Origin of the sequence: Breoghania sp. (assembly GCF_963674635.1) — a bacterium.
GTDB lineage: Bacteria > Pseudomonadota > Alphaproteobacteria > Rhizobiales > Stappiaceae > Breoghania.
In genome coordinates, this window is record NZ_OY771475.1 from 3,963,470 (window position 1) to 3,982,552 (window position 19,083).

At 63.3% G+C, this 19,083-nt stretch carries 19 protein-coding genes and 1 other RNA gene; 17 read left to right on the forward strand and 3 right to left on the reverse strand.

The window, feature by feature from the left end:
• Positions 1–105: 105 nt before the first annotated feature.
• The 4 genes from ssrS (at position 106) to ABGM93_RS17230 (ending at position 2,983) form a co-directional block, all read left to right on the forward strand.
• A non-coding RNA gene (gene ssrS, locus ABGM93_RS17215) (6S RNA) lies at positions 106–262 on the forward strand.
• 310 nt (positions 263–572) lie between these two features.
• Positions 573–1,115 carry a 5-formyltetrahydrofolate cyclo-ligase gene (locus ABGM93_RS17220; RefSeq protein WP_321505986.1) on the forward strand — a complete coding sequence of 181 codons (543 nt, stop codon included), beginning with the start codon at positions 573–575 and terminating at the stop codon, positions 1,113–1,115.
• A 49-nt stretch (positions 1,116–1,164) separates the two neighbouring features.
• Complete coding sequence (locus ABGM93_RS17225; protein ID WP_321501538.1) at positions 1,165–1,983, forward strand: TIGR00282 family metallophosphoesterase; 819 nt, start codon at positions 1,165–1,167, stop codon at positions 1,981–1,983.
• Positions 1,984–2,233: 250 nt separating this feature from the next.
• Positions 2,234–2,983 (forward strand): YebC/PmpR family DNA-binding transcriptional regulator, encoded by a 750-nt coding sequence (locus ABGM93_RS17230; protein ID WP_319775111.1) that lies wholly within the window; start codon positions 2,234–2,236, stop codon positions 2,981–2,983.
• A gap of 104 nt (positions 2,984–3,087) precedes the next feature.
• Here ABGM93_RS17230 and ABGM93_RS17235 read toward each other — a convergent pair whose 3' ends face one another.
• On the reverse strand, positions 3,088–3,582 hold the full coding sequence (locus tag ABGM93_RS17235; RefSeq protein WP_321501543.1) for a GNAT family N-acetyltransferase: 495 nt from the start codon (positions 3,580–3,582) through the stop codon (positions 3,088–3,090).
• Positions 3,583–4,019: 437 nt separating this feature from the next.
• Entirely contained in the window at positions 4,020–4,784 is a 765-nt protein-coding gene (locus ABGM93_RS17240; protein WP_321501545.1) for a sulfite exporter TauE/SafE family protein, read from the reverse strand.
• A 241-nt stretch (positions 4,785–5,025) separates the two neighbouring features.
• On the opposite strand from ABGM93_RS17240, the gene ruvC reads away from it, so the two are divergent.
• The 7 genes from ruvC (at position 5,026) to ABGM93_RS17275 (ending at position 12,157) form a co-directional block, all read left to right on the forward strand.
• On the forward strand, positions 5,026–5,547 hold the full coding sequence (ruvC, locus tag ABGM93_RS17245) for a crossover junction endodeoxyribonuclease RuvC (RefSeq protein WP_319775114.1): 522 nt from the start codon (positions 5,026–5,028) through the stop codon (positions 5,545–5,547).
• A gap of 54 nt (positions 5,548–5,601) precedes the next feature.
• Positions 5,602–6,219, forward strand: a complete 618-nt coding sequence (ruvA, locus tag ABGM93_RS17250; protein WP_319775115.1) for a Holliday junction branch migration protein RuvA — start codon at positions 5,602–5,604, stop codon at positions 6,217–6,219.
• 241 nt (positions 6,220–6,460) lie between these two features.
• On the forward strand, positions 6,461–7,498 hold the full coding sequence (gene ruvB / locus ABGM93_RS17255) for a Holliday junction branch migration DNA helicase RuvB (protein WP_319775116.1): 1,038 nt from the start codon (positions 6,461–6,463) through the stop codon (positions 7,496–7,498).
• Between the two features lie 189 nt (positions 7,499–7,687).
• Positions 7,688–7,843, forward strand: coding sequence for a DUF3096 domain-containing protein (locus ABGM93_RS17260; protein WP_319775117.1), 156 nt, complete (start codon positions 7,688–7,690; stop codon positions 7,841–7,843).
• Positions 7,844–7,937: 94 nt separating this feature from the next.
• Positions 7,938–8,588 (forward strand): TetR/AcrR family transcriptional regulator, encoded by a 651-nt coding sequence (locus tag ABGM93_RS17265; protein WP_321501549.1) that lies wholly within the window; start codon positions 7,938–7,940, stop codon positions 8,586–8,588.
• Positions 8,589–8,721: 133 nt separating this feature from the next.
• The gene (locus ABGM93_RS17270) at positions 8,722–9,816 is read left to right on the forward strand and encodes an alkene reductase (RefSeq protein WP_321501551.1); all 1,095 of its coding nucleotides are present in this window, start codon (positions 8,722–8,724) and stop codon (positions 9,814–9,816) included.
• 226 nt (positions 9,817–10,042) lie between these two features.
• Positions 10,043–12,157 carry a methyl-accepting chemotaxis protein gene (locus tag ABGM93_RS17275; RefSeq protein WP_321501553.1) on the forward strand — a complete coding sequence of 705 codons (2,115 nt, stop codon included), beginning with the start codon at positions 10,043–10,045 and terminating at the stop codon, positions 12,155–12,157.
• Between the two features lie 36 nt (positions 12,158–12,193).
• Here the strand turns inward: ABGM93_RS17275 and ABGM93_RS17280 are convergent, their stop codons facing one another.
• Positions 12,194–13,126, reverse strand: coding sequence for an L-lactate dehydrogenase (locus ABGM93_RS17280; RefSeq protein ID WP_321501555.1), 933 nt, complete (start codon positions 13,124–13,126; stop codon positions 12,194–12,196).
• 367 nt (positions 13,127–13,493) lie between these two features.
• Here ABGM93_RS17280 and ybgC point away from each other — a divergent pair, with 367 nt between their 5' ends.
• The 6 genes from ybgC to pal all read left to right on the forward strand — a co-directional run bounded on the left by ybgC (position 13,494) and on the right by pal (position 18,722).
• Positions 13,494–13,964 (forward strand): tol-pal system-associated acyl-CoA thioesterase, encoded by a 471-nt coding sequence (ybgC, locus tag ABGM93_RS17285; RefSeq protein WP_321501557.1) that lies wholly within the window; start codon positions 13,494–13,496, stop codon positions 13,962–13,964.
• Between the two features lie 342 nt (positions 13,965–14,306).
• Positions 14,307–15,026 carry a protein TolQ gene (tolQ, locus tag ABGM93_RS17290; RefSeq protein WP_319775123.1) on the forward strand — a complete coding sequence of 240 codons (720 nt, stop codon included), beginning with the start codon at positions 14,307–14,309 and terminating at the stop codon, positions 15,024–15,026.
• Positions 15,027–15,032: 6 nt separating this feature from the next.
• The gene (gene tolR, locus ABGM93_RS17295; RefSeq protein WP_319775124.1) at positions 15,033–15,485 is read left to right on the forward strand and encodes a protein TolR; all 453 of its coding nucleotides are present in this window, start codon (positions 15,033–15,035) and stop codon (positions 15,483–15,485) included.
• A gap of 3 nt (positions 15,486–15,488) precedes the next feature.
• Positions 15,489–16,424, forward strand: a complete 936-nt coding sequence (locus tag ABGM93_RS17300; RefSeq protein WP_321501560.1) for a cell envelope biogenesis protein TolA — start codon at positions 15,489–15,491, stop codon at positions 16,422–16,424.
• 163 nt (positions 16,425–16,587) lie between these two features.
• Positions 16,588–17,877 carry a Tol-Pal system beta propeller repeat protein TolB gene (gene tolB / locus ABGM93_RS17305; RefSeq protein ID WP_321505988.1) on the forward strand — a complete coding sequence of 430 codons (1,290 nt, stop codon included), beginning with the start codon at positions 16,588–16,590 and terminating at the stop codon, positions 17,875–17,877.
• Positions 17,878–18,239: 362 nt separating this feature from the next.
• Entirely contained in the window at positions 18,240–18,722 is a 483-nt protein-coding gene (gene pal / locus ABGM93_RS17310; RefSeq protein WP_321501562.1) for a peptidoglycan-associated lipoprotein Pal, read from the forward strand.
• Positions 18,723–19,083: the final 361 nt, after the last annotated feature.

Genomic DNA, 19,083 nt, shown 5'->3' on the forward strand with positions numbered 1-19,083 from the left:
TTTCCCCAGCGGTTTTCGGGCTTTGTGCATCTTGCACATGGTTTGAGTGCGGATGCGCATTCTTCCTCTGGAACCGGGGATGCGGACGGCCTATATGTGCCAGTGGCGTTGCTGCGCTGCGCGTTAGCAGACACAATCCCCGGGGCCTTACTGATCCCTAAGGGAGCTGTACCTGACCGGGCCCGTGGGCTCGGACATACGGCGCCCACCTACGTTGTAGGTTTCCCGGGATCGCACTCTCGACGGCTGCCGTGGCTTCGCCATTTTCCTTGCCTCTCTTGTCTGTGGATCGTTCGGGTAATCCGGGCTTCGGCCCGGCGCATTCCGCCCTGTGGCCTTGGGCGCGCATACGGTCTGATGCGCGAAATTGCTGCGCATGGACGCGAAATTGGCGGCGCTTCTTGCGCTTGCGCGCCTGTTGACGCTATTTGAGATCAACGATCCCGCTGCGGGCCTTGCGCGTGGCGTGTGTTTTTGTTTGTTCGAAAACCCGGCCGGATACTCAGGCTTTTTCAGGCACCCAGGCTTTACCTTTGTCCCCTTCGCTCGACAACGCAGCCCGCAAGACCGAGATGCGCCGCAAGGCCCTTGCGGCTCGGGCCGCGATATCGGCCGAGGCGCGGATCGAGGCGGCGCTCTCCATCGCCGATGCGGCGGATGCGCTTGTGCTTGCGCGCGGCGCGATGGTGTCCGGCTTCTGGCCGATCCGCGACGAGATCGATCCGCGTCCCTTGATGAGCGCGCTTCGCGAGCGCGGCCACGGGCTTTGCCTGCCGGTTGTGGCTGAGCCGCATCTTCTGTTTCGCGAATTGCTGCGCGGGGCGGAGCTCGTCGATGCGGGCTTTGGCACGATCGCGCCGGGAGCGGACGCGGCGCAGGTTCTGCCTGACGTGATGCTGGTGCCGCTGGCGGCCTTCGACCGCTCCGGCCATCGCATCGGCTACGGGCAGGGCCATTATGACCGCGCGATTTCGGCCATCGGAGCCGACCGCAAGCTCCATCTGATCGGGGTTGCCTTTTCGGTGCAGGAAGTCGACCGCGTGCCTTTCGAGGCGCATGATCATCCGCTCGATATGGTGGTGACGGAGACGGAGGTGATCCGGTGCCGGGCGTAGCGGGCTTTGCAGTTATCAAGAAGAGCATGAAGAAAAGTGAGTGCGGCGCATGAGGCTGCTGTTTCTGGGGGATCTGGTCGGCCGTGCGGGCCGCAACATCGTGATCGAGCGCCTGCCGGGCCTGATCGAGGATTACGCGCTCGATTTTGTCGTGGTGAACGGCGAAAACGCAGCCGGCGGCTTCGGCATCACCGAGGAAATCTGTCAGGACGTGATCGACGCGGGCGCGGATGTGGTGACGCTCGGCAATCATTCGTGGGACCAGCGCGATGCGCTCGTCTTCATCACGCGGCAGGACCGGCTCCTGCGCCCGGTCAACTATCCGCAAGGCACGCCGGGGCGCGGATCGCACCTCTACACCGCGCGAAATGGCGCGAATGTGCTGGTGATGAATGTCATGGGGCGGGTCTATATGGATGCGCTCAACGATCCCTTCGCCGCTGTGGGGCGTGAGCTTGATGCCTGTCCGCTCGGCCAGGTCGCCGATGCGATCATCGTCGACATGCATGCGGAGGCGACCAGCGAGAAACAGGCGATGGGCCATTACTGCGATGGGCGGGCGAGCCTTGTCGTGGGCACCCACACCCATGTGCCGACCGCCGATCATCAGATCCTTGAACATGGCACGGCCTACATGTCGGATGCCGGCATGTGCGGCGACTATGACAGCGTTCTGGGCATGGAGAAGGACGAGCCGATCAACCGGTTCCTGACCAAGATCCCGTCAGGGCGTTTCACGGTCTCGAACGGTCCGGCGACGCTGAGCGGCGTGGCAGTGGAAACCGACGACCGCACCGGCCTTGCGGTCAAGATCGCGCCGGTGCGCATCGGCGGCAAGCTGAGCCCGGCCCTGCCGGATTTCTGGTAGGCGCATCGCGACGCGAACCACCCGAACGGACTTGAAAAGGGGGCGGAGAGGCTTGAGAGGCGTTTCCTCACCTCTTTTGCGGGTGTTTGTGCGATGATTCTGCCCCTTGGCTGGATTTCCGTGGCGTCCCGAATTATAAGCGCCCCTTGAAGCCAATTCCGCCGGGTGATGTGTGCGCGAGACAAGCTGGTTCCCGCAACCGCGCACCCGCGTGGCGGTGAATTCCCTTAAACGATATGCCAGGTAGCTCATGGCCGGACATTCACAGTTCAAGAACATCATGCACCGCAAGGGCCGTCAGGACGCGGTGCGCTCGAAGCTGTTTTCCAAGCTTTCCAAGGAAATCACGGTTGCGGCGAAGGTCGGCGGCCCGGATATCGACGGCAATCCGCGCCTGCGTCTGGCGGTCCAGAACGCCAAGGCCCAGTCCATGCCCAAGGACAATATCCAGCGGGCGATCAACAAGTCCCAGGCCGGTGACGCCGACACCTACGAAGAGATCCGCTACGAGGGCTACGGTCCCGGCGGCGTTGCCGTGATCGTCGAGGTTCTGACCGACAACCGCAACCGCTCCGCCTCCAACGTGCGCTCCTATTTCACCAAGTGCGGCGGCGCGATGGGCGAAACGGGTTCGGTCGCCTTCATGTTCGACCGGGTTGGCGAGATTGTCTTCAAGCCGGAAGTGGGCGACGCCGACAGCGTTCTGGAAACCGCCATCGAGGCGGGCGCCGATGACGTGCAGTCCGACGACGACGGCCACACAATCCTGTGCGCGTTCGAGGATCTGGGCGACGTGTCCAAGGCGCTGGAAGCCGATCTCGGCGAGGCAGAGACCATCAAGGCGATCTGGAAGCCCCAGAACAACACCGAGGTGGACGAGGAAAAGGCCGGCACGCTGATGAAGCTGATCGGCATGCTCGAAGACGATGACGACGTGCAGAACGTCTACACCAACTTCGAGGTTTCCGACGAGGTGATGGCGAAGCTCACGGCTGCCTGAGGCGCCGGATTTTCGTTGAAGAAGTTGAAACGGCGGGGCTCATTGGGCTCTGCCTTTTCTTTTGGCCGGGCACAGCGATTGAGGCTGGCTTCGCTCGCCCTTTTCTAGCGCAGCGGGCGCTCGAAGATGTCGGCGGGAATGCCGCTGTCGTCGCCGCAGCTCTGTGTGCTTCCCGTCTTCGAAAACCCGCGCGCCTGATAGAAGGCGACGGCCTTTTCGTTGGCGGGTTCCACCTCAAGCCGCAGGGTCGTGGCGTCGTGGAAGGCTTCGGCGATCTCCTGGAGCAGATCCGACCCGATCCCCTCGCCCTGACACTCGGGGTGAACATAGAGCTGGTACAGGACGGCGATCTTGGGCGCAGACGGATCCATCGCGGCAAAGGCCACGCCACCCAGGCGGCTGCCGTCATCGGCGACGATGAATTCCGCGTTCAACTGGTCCAGCCGCGCGGCAAGCGTCTCGGGGGCGTGCCAGGAAGCGCTGATCTCGCTGACCTTTTCGGCCCCGTAGATGCCATCATAGGTGTGATGCCAGGTCTGCGACAGGAGAGCGGAAATCGCTTCGAGATCCTGCCGGGTGGCGGTGCGGACGAAAAACAAGGGCGAACTCCAGTGTGGGGCGATGGGCCGTCCGGCACATCTACCCGTTCCCGGAGGACGGTTTCATCAAAAAAATGTGTGATCGGGTCCGCATCGCGCGAGCTGAGGCCGTGCGGGCGGGGGCCGAGGCCGTGCGGGCGGAGGCTGAAGGGGCCTCTCGTGCAGCGGCAGCTTTGGGAGTTGTCGCCCCCAAAAGCTGCCGTGCCGCGAGGAGCATTGTATGCTTCAGAGTAACTCAAGCATTGTTGGCTTTTTCTCTGCATTCAACTGGTGGTTTTCTTCCATTATCCTGGAATTAAAACTACCATTTGATGCATTTTGTGGTCGATGGGGCTGACGTCACTCGTGGATACAATGACAAATACTATACCAAAGCCGAATTGAATTGCGAGCCTGTTTTGCAAGCCCGCTCTTCGCTCAATCCGCTGTGGAGCGCTTTAGCGCAGCAGGTTGTCCAGCACGGGAAGGGAGCCGATGGCGGCCAGCGCGACGAGGATGTAGGCGACCCGGCGGAACGCGGTTTCCGGCGCGAGGCGGAACATCTGCGTCCCTGCAAACAGCGCCAATGCGTAGATCGGCATGAGGATCACGACGTGGTTCACGACTTCCATCGTGAAGAAGCCGTTCCACCAGAAGGCGACGGTCGAGGCGATGCTGGCCAGCGCGAAATAGACGATCAGGTTGGCGCGGATGACATGGGCGGGCGAGGGGCCGCTCATCCAGAAGGCGACGACGGGTGGTCCTGCGACCTGCGAGACGCCTGCCAGAAAGCCCGCTGCCACGCCGACGCCTGCCGAGAGCGGCAGGGTGGGGCGGCCCGTGTAGCGCCAGCCGGAAACCAGCAGGACCAGAAGCCCCAGCACGAGGGTGGAAATGCCCCAGCGCAGCGCGATCGTATCGCCGTTTGCCAGAACGGCGGCTCCGATGGGAACCGTGATGAGCCCCGCCAGAACGGCAGGCAGCACCGTGCGCCAGTCGCACAGGCGCACCGCACGTACCGCCAGCGGCAGGGCGACGACTTCATCCAGGATGAGGAAAGTCGCCGCCGCCAGCCGCGGATCGACCAGCGCGCTGACGAGCGGCATGAAGATCATCGCCGCGCCGAACCCGGCAAAGCCACGCACCGCGCCCGCAGCCACCGCCGCGGCAACGACCATGGGAAAGGTGGAACTGTGGAGAATCGACAGGAGAGCGTCGGTCATGGGCAATTTCGGTGAGGCGACGAAGCGTCGGAGGAGGGGCGCGGGCAGCTTTAGGCTGCGCGGCATCGATGCGCAACCGGTTCGATGTCGGCGAGGGTGGACGCTGGCGGTGCAGGCTTGCGCGGGGGGCGTGGCACGGGGTGGAAATTCCCCGTTCGTGCGGGGTCGCGAAGCGGCAAAACGGCTTTGACGGAGCATGCCGTCTGGCGCTGGCCGGGTTTCGTTGTTACCTGTTTGTTCTATGAACTCAACGATTCGCATTCTTGGCATTGACCCCGGTCTCAGGAACACCGGCTGGGGGGTGATCGACGTGGTCGGCACGAATTTGAAATTCGTGGCCTCGGGAACCGTGCGCTCGACCCAGGCCCGGCCTTTGGCAGAACGACTGGTGGAACTCCATGACGGCTTGCAGGCGGTGATGAAAGACCATCGCCCCGATGAGGCGGCGGTGGAACAGACCTTCGTCAACAAGGATGCGGGCGCGACGCTGAAGCTCGGTCAGGCGCGCGGCATCGCGCTGCTGGTACCGGGGCTTCTGGGGCTGCCGATCGGCGAGTACCTGCCCAACCTCGTCAAGAAGACGGTGGTGGGCGCAGGCCACGGCGACAAGAAACAGATCCGCATGATGGTGAAGGTGTTGATGCCGAAAGCGGTGTTCAATTCCGACGATGCGGCGGATGCGCTGGCAATCGCCGTCTGCCATGCGCATCATCGCGGGGCGGCGGCAGCCGCTGCGAAGGTGGCGGCCAGAATCGGCCAGTGATCGGGCAACCGAGGCCGCATCGGTCAAGGACCGGGCAAGAGAGGGAATGACAGCGTGATCGGCAAGCTGAAGGGCGTGATCGATTCCTATGGCGACGATTTCGTCATCCTCGACGTTCACGGCGTCGGCTATCATGTGCAGTGCCCCTCGCGGGTCCTGCAAGGCCTGCCTTCCCCCGGCGAGGCGGCGACGCTGTCCATCGAAACCTTCGTGCGCGAGGACCAGATCCGGCTTTTCGGGTTCGCCTCCGATCTGGAGCGCGAGTGGTTCCGCATGCTGATGACGGTGCAGGGCGTGGGCGCGAAGGTGGCGCTGGGCGTGCTCGGCATAATGCGGCCCACGGAACTGGCCAATGCGATATCGCTTGGCGACAAGGCGTCGATCGCACGCGCGCCCGGTGTGGGCAAGCGCGTGGCGGAACGCATCGCGACGGAGCTGAAAGCCAAGGCGCCTGCCTTTGCCGATGTGGATGCCGGTGTCATTCAGGCCAATGCGGCGATCGAGGACAAGGCGGCCCCGCGGCCCGTGGCCGATGCGGTTTCGGCGCTGGTCAATCTGGGCTACGGCCAGCCGCAGGCGGCTGCGGCCGTTGCGGCTGCCCAGCGCGTGGCGGGCGAGGATGCGGAGGCCTCCAAGCTCATCCGTCTGGGGCTGAAGGAGCTTTCGCAGTGAGCGGGCGGCGTGAACGCGTCGGGGCGTCTTTGCGGGGCCCATCCTTCGAGACGGCGCTGACGCGCCTCCTCAGGATGACGTTGGGGGTGTGGCAGATTTTGCAGGCTCGCAATTCTCATATTCTCAACGCACACAACGTCATCCTGAGGAGCCGTCGCAGACGGCGTCTCGAAGGATGGGCCGCCACCACCATCACTTCCCGCGCCCGTCCACTTCCTTCCCATTCCGTCGAGGCCCGCTCATGAGCGAAGACAGGATCGTCTCCCCGAACGAGCGCGGCGATGAGCCGGACAGTTCGATCCGTCCGTTGGCGCTCGATGAATTCGTCGGCCAGCAGCAGGCGCGCTCCAATCTTTCCGTTTTCATCGAGGCGGCCAAGGCGCGCTCCGAGGCGCTCGACCATGTTCTCTTTGTCGGGCCTCCGGGGCTTGGCAAGACGACGCTCGCCCAGATCATGGCGCGCGAACTTGGCGTGAATTTCCGTGCGACCTCCGGTCCGGTTATCGCCAAGGCGGGGGACCTCGCCGCGCTCTTGACCAATCTGGAAGAGCGCGACGTGCTCTTCATCGATGAAATTCACCGGCTCTCTCCGGCGGTGGAGGAAATTCTCTACCCGGCGATGGAGGATTTCCAGCTCGACCTGATCATCGGCGAGGGGCCCGCGGCGCGTTCCGTCAAGATCGATCTGTCCAAGTTCACGCTCGTTGCCGCCACCACCCGTCTGGGGTTGCTGACGACCCCCTTGCGCGACCGCTTCGGCATTCCGATCCGGCTCAATTTCTACACCGTGGAAGAGCTGGAACACATCGTGCGCCGCGGCGCGCGGGTCTTCGGCATCGGCATGACGGATGACGGGGCAAAGGAAATCGCGCGGCGATCGCGCGGCACTCCGCGTATCGCGGGGCGTCTTCTGCGCCGGGTGCGCGACTTCGCGGTGGTCGCAGGCATGGAGGCCGTCGATGCGGCCATTGCCGACAAGGCCCTGTCGCAACTGGAGGTGGACAAGGCCGGGCTCGATGCGCTCGACCGGCGTTATCTCACCATGATCGCGGAGCATTTCGGCGGCGGGCCGGTGGGCATCGAAACGATCGCGGCAGGCCTGTCGGAGCCGCGCGACGCCATCGAGGATATCGTCGAGCCCTATCTGATCCAGCAGGGCTTCATCCAGCGCACCCCGCGCGGGCGGCTGCTCATGCCCAAAAGCTTCGCCCATCTGGGCCTTGCCGTGCCACAGGGGGCGACGGCGGCGCAGATGGGGCTCTTTTCGGAAGACAGCTAGGCGGGTTTCGTCTTTTTTCGAAAGTCGGGGGAGGCGCCGGCTTGGCAAGTCCCGCTCAAGGCGGGCGGGGCCTGGTGACCTCTCGCGGTGCAGACCGTGTGCCGGGCGGGCGACACATCAGGTTTTTGGGAACCCGCTGCCGGTCGAAGGCGTTTTGAACGCACAACAGGATATTCGGAGAAGTCATCCATGTTTATCGGTTCGGCCGAGATCGGCCCCATCGTCGCCCTTGCTGCGGGTGTTCTGATCCTCATCATGCCGCGACTGCTTGCCTATATCGTCGCGATCTACCTCATCATTACCGGTCTCATCGGTCTGGGCGTCGTCAGCAACATCTTCGGTTGACGCGGGTCCGTCGCGCCGGCCCTTTCGCATCAAAAAACGGTCCGGTTCCTGACCGGGGTTGAATATCGGACTGAACGGTCCATATTTGTCCCCCATGGAAACGAACACGCCTCTTCCCTCTGACGTTCACGGTGTCACGACCCGCTCCGCCGGGCCGGGGCGGCCGCGCGAGTTCGACGAGGGCGAGGTTCTGACCGCGGCGCTGGATCTCTTCTGGGAAAACGGGTTTGAGGCCACGTCCGTCGATGCGTTGACGGCGGCCATGGGCCTGTCGCGCTCCAGCTTCTATGCCGCCTTCGGCTCCAAGCAGGGCGTTCTGCTGGCGGCGCTGAGATATTATTCCGACGCCTCCTACAGCGGTCTGGCGGATCTTGTTGCAGCACAATGTGCTGCGACAGGCTGCGGTGAGCGCGGTGGTGATGCGGACGGAAAAGAAGGTGCGCTTGCGCTGGTCAACGCCCTGTCCCGCCCGGACCGCGGGCCGCGTGGCTGTCTGTTCGTCAATGTGGTCACCGAACGGGGACCCCATGATCGCGAGGTTGCCGAACTCGGGCGACGCCATTTCGCCCGTATCGAAGCCCTTTTCGCACGTTGTCTCGATGCCGATCATCCCGAACTGGTGCGCGACCGTGCCCGTGCGCTCATGGCGTTGGCTTTCGGCGCAATCGTGCTGCGCAAGTCCGGCCTTCCGGCCGCCGACATGGAACGCATTCTCGATCAGGCCAACGATCTGATCGGACCCTGATCCCATGACCATGAAACCCTCTTTCCATCCACTCTTGCGCTCAATAATGGACCGATTGGTCCATAAATAACCTCATCCAGCGGACGCCGCTTCCCAAGCTGTCCCGCCCCTTATCTGACAGGAGCAATCCCGCATGACCGATAAGCTGTTTACTCCCCTCAAGGTCGGCGATGTCGACGTCGCCAATCGCGTGGCCATGGCCCCGCTGACCCGCAATCGCGCGCTGCCGGATGGGGATGTGCCCCATGCCTTGAACGCCGAATACTATGCCCAGCGCGCGGGCGCGGGTCTGATCATTTCGGAAGGAACGCAGATCAGCCCCACCGCCAAGGGCTATGCCTGGACGCCGGGCATCTATTCCGATGCTCAGGTCGCCGGCTGGAAGCTTGTGACCGATGCGGTCCACGCCAAGGGCGGCAAGATCTTCGCCCAGATCTGGCATGTGGGTCGTGTCTCGCACACCTCGTTGCAGCCGGGCGGCCAGGCTCCTGTCGCGCCGTCGGCCATCACGGCGGAAACACGCACCTATGACGGCAAGGGCTTCGTGGCGACGTCGCAGCCGCGCGCGCTGGAGATTTCCGAGATCGCAGGCATTCTCGACGACTATCGCAAGGCGGCCGCCAATGCGGAGCGCGCCGGGTTCGATGGGGTGGAGATCCACGCCGCGAATGGCTACCTGATCGACCAGTTCCTGCGCGACGGCTCCAACACCCGCGATGACGCCTATGGCGGCTCCATCGAAAACCGCGCGCGGTTTCTCGAAGAGGTGGTGGACGCGGTGACCGGGGTTCTCGGTGGCGGTCGCGTCGGCATTCGTCTCAGCCCGTTTGCAAACGCCAACGGCATCACCGACAGCAACCCGCAGCCGCTTTTCGAACATGTGGTTGATCGGCTGAACCGCTTCAATCTTGCCTATCTGCACATGGTGGAAGGGCAGACCGGCGGGCCGCGCGAGTTGAAGGAGGGCGAGAGCATCGAGGCGCTGCGCAAGCGGTTCGACGGCGTCTATATCGCCAATAACAACTATACGCGGGAAATGGCCATCGAGGCGGTGGAAAGCGGCAAGGCAGACATGGTGGCCTTCGGGCGCGCGTTCATCGCCAACCCGGATCTGGTGGAGCGCCTTGCGAAAGACGCTCCCCTCAACGAGGTCGACCGCGACACGCTCTATGGCGGTGGGGAAGCCGGCTATACGGACTACCCGTTCCTGGAAGAGGTCAAAGCCTGAGGGCCAACGCCTCTCAGCATCTGACTCTTGGAAACCCCGGATGGTTCAATCATCCGGGGTTTTTGTCTGTAAAGACGTCATGGGGTGGTGGATTCATAATTCTTATTCATATCAACGATGTGTCTTGAAAATACACGTTTCAAACGAGAATATTGCCCATTCTGGTTTAATGAAATTTTTCCAAAGCGCGGGCTAGTCTCCCCCGATGAGTAGGGGAGGAAGCTTGATGCTTCGCAATAGTCTGTCGACGAAGATTTCTGTCATTTTTATCGGATGTGCCTTTGCGTTATGCGTTGCGCTGGTGATTACGGCGGCCCAATTGGCGGGCAGTGTCGCCAACGAGCAGGCCGACAAGGCCCTGTTGAGCGCCACCGTGGGCAAGCGCAAGGCGGTGGAAATGGGCCTTCAGCAGGTCCGCGACAGCGTCGGTTTCTTCACCACATTGCCCACCGCCAAGGACAGCATCATGAAGATGCGGGCGGGCTGGAAGAACCTGAAGGAAAATCAGACCGCGCAGCTGCGCAAGATCTATGTCGACGACAACCCCAACGCGGCCGGCGCACGTCACCTGATGAAGGAGACGGACGAAAAGAACTACTACACCAATTCCCATGCCCTGGTGCATCAGGAGGCGGAGGATCTGATCGGGCAGCATCTCTTCCGGGATCTCGCGCTCGCCGATCCGGACGGCAATATCGTCTACACCTATCGCAAGGACGAGGATTTCGGGCGGGCCTTCGACGATCCGGCCATGTCGGGAATGGCCATTCAGGCGGCCATGACGCCGCTGATGGAAGCTGCGAAGGCTGGAACCCTGAAAGCCTCCGACCTGTTCTTTTCCGGTTTCGACGTGAACGAAGCGGGCAATGTCTCCGCTGTCCTGGCCACGCCGATCTTCTATCTCGACAAGTTCTTCGGTGCTGTCGCCTTCTCCATCGACATGGAACGCTTTTCCGCGCTTCTCAATGACAAGACGGGCATAGGCGAGAGCGAGCGCAGCATGCTCGCAACGCCGGATGGCAAGCTGATCCAGTTCGCGAAAGAGGGCGGGACGCGCGCGCAGATGAAACTCTCCGATGTGCGCATCTCCGACAACGAGCTGCATATCGACAGCGCGGACTGGCGCTTCAAGGCGTCCACGGCGACCTTTCTCGGTCAGGAATTTACCGTCATCGAGGCGGTGGAACAGGCGGAACTGTCCGCGGCTGCGTCACGTATCACCAATGGCGTGACAATTGCCGGGATCATCTGCCTGATCCCCTTCGCCGGGCTCATCTGGTGGCTGACCAAGCGGATGTTTGCGCCGCTCGTGCGTCTTTCCTCCCTGTCGCGCCGCATTGCGGAAGGCGAGCTGGATACCGAGGTCGGCGGGGTCCAGCGGGCCGACGAGATCGGCGAAATGGCGCGCTCGGTTGATATTTTCCGCAATAACTCGCTGGAGCGCGAACGGTTGAGCCGGGAGAGCGCGGCGGGCGAAATCGAGCGCAAGAAGCGGGCGGAGGCGATTGACGCGCTGATTTCCGGCTTCCGGGCGGAGGTGACGGAGGTCTTGTCCAACATGGGCGAGGTGCTGGACGGCGTCGCAAGGACCGCGACCGATCTTGCGCAAAGTTCCTCGAATGTGGCGGCGCAGGGGGCGGACGCGGAACAGGAAGCGGAACGCGCTTCGGGAAATGTGGAGGCGGTTGCGGCTGCCACCGAAGAGCTCAACGCCTCGATTGCCGAGATCGAACGTCAGGTCGCCACCACCGCCGATGTGGTTCTCAAGACCACGCGGACCACGGCGTCGTCCAATGAGAAGGTCGCCGGTCTTGCCCGTTCTGTGGATCGGATCGGCGAAGTCGTCGGGCTCATTCAGGCGATTGCGGAACAGACCAATCTCCTCGCCCTGAACGCGACCATCGAGGCGGCGCGCGCAGGCGAAGCGGGGCGCGGTTTTGCCATCGTGGCCTCCGAGGTCAAGGACCTGGCCGGTCAGACGGCCAAGGCGACGGAGGAAATTTCTGGCCAAATCGCGGAAATCCAGGCCTCCACGACGGAAGCCGTGACCGAGATCGGGGTGGTGACGGAGAGCATCGCGGAGGTGAACGGCTACACGGAAGCCATTGCGTCGGCGGTGCGCGAGCAGGGCAGCGCGACCTCGGAAATCTCGCACAACGTTTCGCAGGCGGCCAATGGCACGCGGATCGTCAACGAGTCCGTCTCTGTCCTGTCCGCCCGAATGGGCGAGAGCGCGGGGGCCATGGACGAGCTGAAGGCGACGACCAGCGTGCTGATGGAGCGGGCGGAACAGTTGCGCGCCTCCATCGACCACTTCCTGAGCGACGTGGCAGCCGCCTGAGGCGGCAGCGCGCGTCGCTCATGGTTTGTCACCCGCTTACAGGGAGAGGGACTCGATCTGCGCCTTGAGGATCGTCGCGCTTTGGCGAAGTGCTGCGTGCTCGGTTTCATCGAGCTGCGGCACCAGATCGGTGACCACGCCGCCGGCGCCCAGGACACGGGGGATGGACAAGGCCACGTCGCGTACGCCCTCGATCTCCTCCGTCACGCTTGAGACGGAAAAGACCACGTTCTGGTTTCGACCGATCACCTCCACAAGGCGGGCAAGCCCCGCGCCGATACCGTAATAGGTCGAGCCCTTGCCATTGATGATGGTGTAGGCGGCGTTGCGCACGCCGCTGTCGATTTCGGCGCGCACGGCCTCATCCAGCGACACATTCACCTGGGCTGCGACCTGCGCGATCGGCAGCGCGCCCGCGCGTGCGCTCGACCAGGCCAGAACCTCGCTGTCGCCGTGTTCGCCCAGCACATAGGCGTGAATGGAATGGGGCGAGACGCCGAGATGTTGGCCCAGCAGCGAACGGAAGCGTGCGGAATCCAGAATGGTGCCTGAACCGATGACGCGGTTTGCGGGAAGTCCGCTGACGCGATGGGCGATCTGGGTGACCACATCGACCGGGTTCGAGGCGGCGATCAGGATGGCGTCGGGGGCCACCCGCAACACCTCTGTGACGATGGAGCGGATGATCCCGGCATTGCGCGAGAGAAGCTCCAGCCGGGTTTCTCCCGGACGCTGGCTGGCCCCGGCTGCGAGAATGACGATGCGCGCGTCCTTCAGGTCGTCGAAAGAGCCGCTTGCGAGCCTGGTCGATGACGCGAAGGGGACGGCATGGGAAATATCCTGCGCCTGCGCCTTTGCCAGCGCCTCGTTCGCATCGACCAGCGTGATCGAGCTTGCATGTCCCATGAGCGCGATCGCGAATGCGGCGGAGCTTCCAACCATGCCCGCCCCGACAATTCCCACCTTCATCGCCCGTCCGCCTTTTGTCCGGAACCGTTACAGGCTCCAAGAGACGCGTTTTGGACCGGTCTTGCAATGCGTGAGATTGACCGGGAGGCGCCTTGCCTGATCCAGGCCGACGTAAAACACGGGCGCCGGGTGCCCGCCTGTGGACGGCATTGGCGATAATTGACGGATCACAATGAGCCGGGGCAGGGGCGGGCGTAGCCATGGCAGCTTCGCGCCTCAGCGACGTCCCTTCTCGTGCGAAGGCCGTGTTCCCCTGAGCGATTTCAGCGCGGGAGCAGACGGTTCGACTTGCATCGGCTTCGTGCGAGGAACGCCGCGAGGCGCGTTTCGATTGTCGAAACGAGACGAAAGGGTGTAAGTCACCGGCATGTCTGATGCGAAGAAATCCTGGCCCGATCTGTCCGGCCGCCTCGATGCGGGGGCGCATGTGCTCGGCGTGCGCGTCTACTACGAAGACACCGACTTTTCCGGCATCGTCTATCACGCTTCCTATCTGCGCTTCATGGAGCGCGGGCGCTCCGATCTGTTGCGGCTTTGCGGCGTGCATCACAGCGCGCTGGATGCCGGGATTACCGGCGAACGGCTGGCCATCGTCGTGCGCCACATGGATATCGACTATCTCAAGCCGGCCCATATCGATGACGTGCTGGAAATCCGCACCTTCTGCCAGCATGCGCGGGGCGCGAAGATCATTCTTGAACAGACGGTGGAGCGCGCGGGCGAGGTGCTGATCCGGGCGCGTGTCACCGCCGCCGTGATCAACAGGGAAGGGCGCGCGCGCCGTATTCCGCCCGAGGTGGTGGAAAGGCTCGGCGTCGTGATCGCCAGCGCGGACTGACCGTTCCAATTTTGCCTGTGCTTTGGCCCATGTGCCCTGGCTCCCGCCGCCCTCGCGGCGGAGGGCGGGGATCTCTGTGCCCTATTTATTGACGAAATTCGCGGCAACACGTGCCCCGTTAAGGCGACGGTAACCTTGACAATGTCTTGCTACGGCGAAGTTTGCGTGGCGATAAGCCCCTGTTTCGCCAAAATCGGCCTCCACACAAAGCGGGTCCTGCGCTGGAGGCTTCGCCGATGATCGGGGGCATGGCCGGGAAACCGGCGCCAACGCGAAAGAACAGCGCGGAAGGTTGATGATTTCGCCGCGCAGGGCCGCTCGCAGCATTTGAGGTTCATCTGAATGATTTCGGAAGCGTTTGCGCAGACAGAGCTTGCCGCGCCGGTGGCCGACATCTCCTTCTTTTCCCTGTTCATGCATGCGCACATCATGGTGCAGGTGGTGATGCTCGGATTGATCGCCGCCTCGGTCTGGTGCTGGGCGATCATCGTCGACAAGCAATTGCTGTTCACGCGCACCAAGCGGCAGATGAGCCGGTTTGAGAATGTCTTCTGGTCCGGCCAGTCGCTTGAGGATCTGTACCAGACGCTGGTGAGCCGGGCGAATACGTCCATGGCGTCGCTCTTCGTGGCGGCGATGCGCGAGTGGAAGCGCTCGCACGAGGGCAAGAAACCCGCCATCGCCAGCCTTCAGCAGCGCATTGACCGGGTGATGGATGTCACAATCTCGCGCGAGATGGAGCGGCTTGAAAGTCGCCTTCTGGTGCTGGCGACCGTCGGGTCCGCCGCGCCCTTCATCGGACTGTTCGGCACCGTCTGGGGCATCATGACCTCGTTCCAGGCGATCGCGGCGTCGAAGAATACCAATCTCGCCGTGGTCGCGCCTGGCATTGCGGAGGCGCTGTTCGCCACCGCTCTCGGCCTTCTGGCGGCCATTCCGGCGGTGATCGCCTACAACAAGTTCTCCGCGGAAGCCGCGCGTCTCTCCAGCCGTATGGAGGGCTTCGCCGACGAGTTTTCAGCCATCCTGTCGCGCCAGATCGACGAACGCACGCAAGGATAGGCCGGCATGGGTGTTCACATGGGAGCAGGCGGGGGCGGCTCGGGCGGTCGTCGCGCGCGCCGCAAGCGGCATCAGCCGATGGCGGAAATCAACGTCACGCCGATGGTCGACGTGATGCTGGTGCTGCTCATCATCTTCATGGTCGCGGCCCCGCTTCTTACCGTCGGGGTGCCCATCGATCTGCCCGAGACCCGCGCCAAGGCGCTGCAGGACGATGTGGAGCCGATTGCCATTTCCGTTTCCAAGGACGGCAAGGTCTTCCTGCAGGAAACGGAGATCGACCCGGACGAGATCGTGGCCAAGCTGGAGGCGATTGCCCGCAATGGCTACGAGGAACGCATCTATGTGCGCGGCGACCGCGATGCCGATTATGGAACGGTGATGCGCATCATGGGACGGATCAGTGCGGCTGGTTTCCGCCGGATCGGGTTGGTCACAACCGAGGAACAGAGCCAGTAAAGCATGCGCATTGGGCTCACCGTATCCGCCTTTGGCCACGCGGCCGTGCTGCTTTGGGGGCTTATCGCCTTTCCGAACACGGAACCCTTTTTCGTGGAGCCGGTCGATGCGCTGCCGGTTGACCTCGTGCCCTTGTCGGAGATGACGCGCACACAAGTGGGCGAGCGCACCGCGCCAAAGGAAAACGCGCCCGCGCCAAAGCCCGCCGACAAGCCGGTGGAGGCCCCGAAGGACGCGCCGGAGCCGGGCAAGAAACCCTCCGAAGCCGCCAAGCCGACGCCGCCGGCAGAGCCGAGCCGGACTGCTGCCACGCAGCCCGAACCGTCGCCGGAAGCCGAGCCTGCGCCGCAGGCGGAACCCGCACCTGAGGCCGAGCCCGAACCTGCGCCACAGGCGGAAGCCGCGCCGGAGCCGCCCAAGCCGGTCAAGGTCGTGCCGCAGTCCAAGCCGCGCCCGCCGCGCCGCACCCAGACGGCGGCGACGCCGCCTTCCACGACGCGCGAGCCGGAAAAGGAATTCGACCCGAACGAGATCTCGAACCTTCTGAACAAGGTCACGCCTTCCGGCGGTCAGCAGACGGCCACAAACGAGCCGGCAGGCCTTGGCGCGCGTGAGGCGACGCGGCTTCAGGGGCTTTCCACCAGCGATCTCGATCTGATGGTTTCCAAGATCAAGGAACGCTGGAACTACGTGCCCGATGCCTTCCCGTCCGATCTTGTCGTGGTGGTGCAGTTCTCGCTGACACGCGACGGCCATCTGGCGAGCACGCCGCAGATCATGAATTCGCATCCCTATCCGCGTTTCCGGCAACTGGCGGAAGCCGCGGTTCGGGCGATCATCGCGGTGGATCGCAGCGAAGGGTTCAATTTTCTGCCCGCGGACCGTTATGACGGGAACGGTGGGTGGAATACGGTGTTGGCCAATCTGAGGCCGCAATGATGGCGGAAAACGCGAGGATATGTTGATCGGCGCATTGAGGGGGCGGCTCATCGAGGCCGCAGGGAGAACCGGCAGCCTTGCCCAGAGCAAACGGGGCAGGCGCGATGCGTGCGATCAGACTGAAGGGAAAGCGATGCAGGTTTCGATCAAACGACTGGCCGCCATGGCCGTAGCTGTGCTCGGGTTCATCGCCGTGGGTGTCCAGCCTTCCAACGCGCTGGTGGAGATCAACGTTTCGGGCGGCAATATCGAGCCGCTGCCCATCGCGCTGCCGACTTTCGGCGGTGACGATGCGAATTTGTCCGCCGATATCGTTTCCGTGATCACGGCAGACCTGCGCCGGTCCGGGCTTTTCCGCCCGCTCGATCCGCAGAGCTTCATCCAGAAGGACATGGACGTGAACACCCAGCCGCGCTTCGGCGACTGGCGGGTGATCACCGCGCAGGTGCTGGCGACCGGCTCCGTCTTTCGGCAGTCGGACGGGCGGCTTCGTGCGGAGTTCCGTCTGTGGGACGTGTTTGCGGGCGAGCAGATGCTCGGCCAGCAATATTTCACCACGCCCGACAACTGGCGTCGCCTTGCCCATATCATCGCCGATGCGATCTATGAGCGGCTGACCGGCGAAAAAGGCTATTTCGATACCCGCGTGGTCTTCGTCAGCGAAAGCGGACCGAAGGACAAGCGCGTCAAGCGACTGGCCATCATGGATCAGGACGGCGCGAATGTGCGCTATCTGACCCGTGGCGATGACCTCGTGCTGACCCCGCGCTTTTCGCCGACGAGCCAGGAGGTCACCTACATGTCCTACGCGTCGGGCGATCCGCAGGTCTATCTGCTGAACATCGAGACCGGCCAACGTGAAGTGGTGGGCAATTTCCCCGGCATGACGTTTGCCCCACGGTTTTCGCCCGACGGGCAGCGGGTGATCATGAGCCTGCAGCAGAACGGCAACGCCAATATCTTCGCCATGGATCTGCGCTCGCGGCGCACCACGCGGCTGACCAATTCCGCCGCCATCGACACCTCGCCCTCCTATTCGCCGGATGGGCGTCAGGTGGTGTTCGAATCCGACCGCGGCGGCGCGCAGAAGATCTACGTGATGAATGCCGACGGCTCCAACACGCGCCGCATCAGCTTCGGTCCCGGCTCCTATTCCACGCCGGTCTGGTCGCCGCGCGGCGATCTCATCGCCTTCACCAAGCAGCATGAGGGCCGGTTCATGATCGGCGTGATGAAGCCCGATGGCAGCCAGGAGCGCATCCTGACGGAGGGCTTCCATAACGAAGGCCCGACCTGGGCCCCCAACGGCCGTGTGCTGATGTTCTTCCGCGATACGCCGGGGGCCAATGGCGGGCCGCAGCTGTGGACGGTGGATCTGACCGGCTACAACGAACGGCGCGTGGAGACGCAAGGGTTCGCCTCCGATCCGGCCTGGTCGCCGCTTCTCGACTAGATCAAGACTTCGTCATACGTAACGTGAGCGAACGGGCCCGCCGGACTTTTCCGCGGGCCCGTTTTTTCTTGCGCGTTTGCGCATGTTTTTTGGAACGCCAAAGCCCTGGATTGGTTAACACCACGCCTTTGTGAGGGGCGGGCATGTTTGCCATGATCGGGGTTACCCTTGAATGCCGGGCGCGGGACGATTAGGTTCGCTCAAGCGCCAATCGCACGGGCGCGCGGCGTTTTCTGTGTGCATCGCGTGGCTGTTAGGGGTTGATTAACCATCTCCGCAAACCACCGCTTAACCATCTAAGGCTAGGTTCGGTTTACCCTATCGGGGCTCGGTGGGGACGAAGGAGTAGCGGGACAATGAAAATGAACGGGACTTTCATGCGCGGAATGCGTTTCGCTGCGGTGGCGGCGGTTGCGCTTCTCGTCGCAGCCTGCGCCCAGACGAGGCCTGACAACATCGCCAACAGCACGGTGGCGCCGGGAACGGCTCAGGACTTCGTCGTCAATGTCGGGGATCGGGTGTTCTTCACGGTCGACAGTTCCGACCTGACCGCCGAAGCCCGCGCCACGCTGGACAAGCAGGCGCAGTGGTTGCAGCAATATTCGAGATACTCGATCCGCATGGAAGGTCATGCGGATGAACGCGGTACGCGCGAATACAACATCGCGCTGGGCGCTCGTCGTGCCACCGCCGCACGTGACTACCTTGTGAGCCGCGGCGTCAATGCCAGCCGCATTCACGTCATCTCCTACGGCAAGGAACGGCCGGTGGCGGTGTGTAACGACGCCTCGTGCTGGACCCAGAACCGCCGTGCGGTGACGGTCGTCAACAACGCGGGCAGCTGATCGGCAATCAGCCGGTCGGCGGGCTCAAGGCGGCTTGAAGGGCGATCAAACGGGAAGCTGATCGTTCCGACGCCCGCCAGAGCCGGATGATCCGGCCTCCCATCCCCTGGGGGCTCGAAATGCTCGCCGCATATCCGGCGAGATCCAGAAAACCGGCGACCCCAGGCGGTGTCGCCGGTTTTTTCTTGCCCTGTCGCGGGCCTCGTCCTCGGCCTGGCGCCGATCTGTCGGGCTTGCTGGCGGCTTGCGGGGGGGCAGGTCAAACTTTGGCCGAACTCGCAGGTGCCTATGATTGGTCGTGTTTGCGTTGACAGGCGCGGGCGGACGGTTTTGGTATACCGATTGCCGGGTTCCCGCGTCA

Coding starts and splice junctions, on each gene's coding strand:
- ABGM93_RS17300 (WP_321501560.1), top strand. CDS start 15,489: ATGCGCATTGGGCTCACCGTATCCGCCTTTGGCCACGCGGCCGTGCTG.
- ybgC (WP_321501557.1), top strand. CDS start 13,494: ATGTCTGATGCGAAGAAATCCTGGCCCGATCTGTCCGGCCGCCTCGAT.
- tolQ (WP_319775123.1), top strand. CDS start 14,307: ATGATTTCGGAAGCGTTTGCGCAGACAGAGCTTGCCGCGCCGGTGGCC.
- tolB (WP_321505988.1), top strand. CDS start 16,588: ATGGCCGTAGCTGTGCTCGGGTTCATCGCCGTGGGTGTCCAGCCTTCC.
- ABGM93_RS17280 (WP_321501555.1), bottom strand. CDS start 13,126: ATGAAGGTGGGAATTGTCGGGGCGGGCATGGTTGGAAGCTCCGCCGCA.
- ABGM93_RS17225 (WP_321501538.1), top strand. CDS start 1,165: ATGAGGCTGCTGTTTCTGGGGGATCTGGTCGGCCGTGCGGGCCGCAAC.
- ABGM93_RS17240 (WP_321501545.1), bottom strand. CDS start 4,784: ATGACCGACGCTCTCCTGTCGATTCTCCACAGTTCCACCTTTCCCATG.
- ABGM93_RS17275 (WP_321501553.1), top strand. CDS start 10,043: ATGCTTCGCAATAGTCTGTCGACGAAGATTTCTGTCATTTTTATCGGA.
- ABGM93_RS17220 (WP_321505986.1), top strand. CDS start 573: ATGCGCCGCAAGGCCCTTGCGGCTCGGGCCGCGATATCGGCCGAGGCG.
- ABGM93_RS17260 (WP_319775117.1), top strand. CDS start 7,688: ATGTTTATCGGTTCGGCCGAGATCGGCCCCATCGTCGCCCTTGCTGCG.
- pal (WP_321501562.1), top strand. CDS start 18,240: ATGAACGGGACTTTCATGCGCGGAATGCGTTTCGCTGCGGTGGCGGCG.
- ABGM93_RS17230 (WP_319775111.1), top strand. CDS start 2,234: ATGGCCGGACATTCACAGTTCAAGAACATCATGCACCGCAAGGGCCGT.
- ruvB (WP_319775116.1), top strand. CDS start 6,461: ATGAGCGAAGACAGGATCGTCTCCCCGAACGAGCGCGGCGATGAGCCG.
- ruvC (WP_319775114.1), top strand. CDS start 5,026: ATGAACTCAACGATTCGCATTCTTGGCATTGACCCCGGTCTCAGGAAC.
- tolR (WP_319775124.1), top strand. CDS start 15,033: ATGGGTGTTCACATGGGAGCAGGCGGGGGCGGCTCGGGCGGTCGTCGC.
- ABGM93_RS17265 (WP_321501549.1), top strand. CDS start 7,938: ATGGAAACGAACACGCCTCTTCCCTCTGACGTTCACGGTGTCACGACC.
- ABGM93_RS17270 (WP_321501551.1), top strand. CDS start 8,722: ATGACCGATAAGCTGTTTACTCCCCTCAAGGTCGGCGATGTCGACGTC.